This is a genomic window from Sulfuricurvum sp. (assembly GCF_022759005.1).
Classification (GTDB): domain Bacteria; phylum Campylobacterota; class Campylobacteria; order Campylobacterales; family Sulfurimonadaceae; genus Sulfuricurvum.
Genome location: NZ_JAEMQA010000154.1, coordinates 1 through 3,279, shown reverse-complemented (window position 1 = coordinate 3,279; position 3,279 = coordinate 1). Strand labels below are relative to the sequence as shown.

The 3,279-nt window shown below is 42.4% G+C and carries 1 protein-coding gene; it reads left to right on the top strand.

What is annotated here, in order from left to right; genetic code table 11:
* Window positions 1–102: 102 nt before the first annotated feature.
* Window positions 103–3,069, top strand: a complete 2,967-nt coding sequence (locus JHC35_RS09125) for a Tn3 family transposase (RefSeq protein WP_295044521.1) — start codon at window positions 103–105, stop codon at window positions 3,067–3,069.
* The last annotated feature ends 210 nt before the right edge of the window (window positions 3,070–3,279 follow it).

The window sequence follows — 3,279 nt, the reverse complement described above, 5'->3', positions numbered from 1 at the left end:
AAAAATCAAGTGGGTACTTTTAGCTAACTCCCAATGGGGTTATTAGAGGTGCCCTCATATAATTTCTATTCTCAAAAACCGACGTTTGTAAGAGGAGTACCAATGCCCCGTCGATCGATTTTAACTGCTGCTGAAAAAGAGAGTCTGATTGCCATTTCTGAGAATGAAGAAGAATTAATCCGGTATTACACCCTAAGTGAAACCGATCTTTCTGTTATTCGTCAGCATAGAGGTGCAGCCAATCGACTTGGATTTGCGGTTCAACTGTGTTGCATGCGTTATCCTGGAATTGCAATTTCAAGTGATCAGCCGCTTCCGGAAATATTTCTTGAGTATCTTGCCGATCAACTTGAAGTTACATCTGATCTCTGGCGGGAGTATGGACATCGTCAGGAAACAAGACGTGAATATTTGCTGGAGCTGCAAAGCTTATTTGGCTTCGAGCTTTTCAGTATGAAACGCTACGATGAAATGGTTGATGAGCTTCACAGTGTTGCAGAACAAACGGATAAGGGGATAGTCGTTGCCTCCACATTGGTTGAAAATCTACGCCAAAAAAATATACTACTGCCTGCCATCAACGTTATTGAACGTATGTGCGCCGAAGCGATTACACGAGCAAATCGAGATATCTATTCCCAACTAAGTGATCCTTTAACACTCCGGCAACGCCAACAGCTTGACCAGCTTTTAAAAATCAGATCGGATTCCTCTTCGACCTATCTTGCTTGGCTTCGCCAATCACCTATGAAAGCTAATTCCAAGTCCATGCTTGAGCACATTGAACGGTTAAAATTGCTTCATGATATAAATCTCCCAGAAGGCATCGAGCGAAGTGTCCATCAAAATCGTTTACTGAAAATGGCTCGCGAAGGTGGGCAGATGACACCGGCGAATTTGTCCAAATTTGAACCAAATAGGCGTTATGCCACATTAGTCGCGTTAGTGATCGAAACAATAGCGACTCTGACCGATGAGATCATAGAGCTACACGATAAGATTATCGGTAAACTCTTCAACACAGCCAAACATAAACATGAGAAGGAGTTTCAATCCTCGGGCAAGGCAATCAATGACAAAGTACGCCTTTATAATAGGATCGGACAGGCTCTATTAGATGCGAAACAGACGGGAAAAGATCCTTTCACAGCAATTGAATCAATTATTTCGTGGGATGATTTTACCCAAAGCGTTAACGAAGCAGGTCGTCTCGCGAAAAATGAGGATTTCGATTTTATACATCGCATTGCCGAAAATTATCCTACAATCCGGCGATACGTCCCCGACTTTCTTGGCATATTGAAACTTCGTGCCGCGCCAGCTGCTGAAGAACTTCTTCAAGGTATTGAATTATTACGCAAGATTTATTTGGACAACACTAGAAAAGTTCCCGATGATGCTCCAACCGGATTTGTGCGGCGTAGATGGGGTAAACTGGTATTCACCCCCGAGGGAATAGATCGACGCAACTATGAGTTATGCCTGTTGACCGAACTTAAAAATGCTCTTCGATCAGGTGATATATGGGTGCAGGGATCACGGCAATTTAAGGATTTCGATGCATATCTTTTGACGAGTGATGCCTATTCGTCGTTAAAAGAAGCGGATAAACTGGGAATAAGTGTCGATACTGACTGCGAGCGCTACATGAGCCAGCGCTTAGCTCAGTTAGAAGAGAGGCTGAATACTGTCAATATGTTGGCAGCATCAAACGAACTGCCCGATGCAATTATCACGAATAATGGTCTAAAGATTACACCTTTTGATGCTATTTTTCCTGACAATGCCCAATCACTGATTCAAAATACGGCGGCATTACTTCCTCATATAAAAATCACCGAGCTCTTAATAGAAGTTGATACATGGACAGGATTTAGCCGACATTTCACTCATATTAAAAACGATCAACTGACTAAAGATCCGACTCTGCTTTTAACGGCAATACTTGCCGATGGGATTAATCTTGGTCTCTCAAAAATGGCAGAATCGTGTCCTGGTACCACCTACTCAAAACTCTCATGGCTACAAGCTTGGCATATACGTGATGAAACCTATTCGCAAGCATTAGGCGAACTCACTAATGCACAGCTGAAACATCCTTTTGCTACAAACTGGGGAGATGGCAAAACCTCTTCATCAGATGGTCAGCGGTTTCGTGCCGGTAGCAAAGCTCAAAGCACCGGTCATATCAATCCAAAATACGGAAGCGAGCCCGGAAGATTATTTTACACCCACATCTCTGATCAATACTCTCCCTTTAGTGCCAAGCTAGTAAATGTCGGTGTTCGTGACTCAACCTATGTGCTCGATGGACTTCTTTATCACGAATCAGATTTGCGAATTGAGGAACACTATACCGACACAGCAGGATTTACCGATCATGTGTTTGCACTGATGCATCTACTTGGATTTCGGTTTGCTCCGAGGATCAGGGATTTAGCGGATACTAAAATATATATTCCCGATAATGGAAAGAAATACGATGCTCTGAAACCTATGATTGGTGGAACACTTGGGATCAAACATATTCAGATCCATTGGAATGAGATTTTACGCTTAGCTGGTTCGATTAAAAAAGGTACCGTCACCGCCTCCTTGATGTTACGAAAACTAGGTAGCTACCCAAGACAAAACGGATTAGCCATAGCGTTACGAGAATTGGGTCGAATTGAGCGAACCCTTTTTATTCTGGATTGGCTGCAAAGCGTTGAACTACGGCGCCGTGTACAAGCAGGACTCAATAAAGGTGAAGCAAGAAACGCGTTAGCTCGTGCAGTGTTTTTCAATCGACTTGGAGAAATACGGGATAGAAGCTTCGATCAACAGCGTTATCGTGCCAGCGGGTTGACACTTTTAACGTCTGCAATTGTGCTTTGGAATACAGTTTATTTGGAACGCGCAGTAGATGCGTTAAAGAATAAAGGAGAAACAATCGACGACTCGCTACTCCAATATTTGTCACCATTAGGTTGGGAACACATCAATTTAACCGGTGATTACGTCTGGAAAAAGAGTTCAAAGCTCAAAGATGGCAAATTTAGGCCTTTAAGAGTGGTAAAATTCTCTTAACGTACTATATATTCCGTTTTCTCAGGGGACCCCTGTTAAGCCTCTCTTGTAGCTCTATGGGTAGTTTGAAAAAATACTCTTTTTGTGCGTTTGTAAATTGAGGAGGCGTATCAAATCTTTTTTGTTCATCCTTGGATAGCAAGTCGTTTCTTGGCATGATTTTCCTATAGTAAAAATGAACGTTTATTTTAGCCTAATTATTATTGTCTA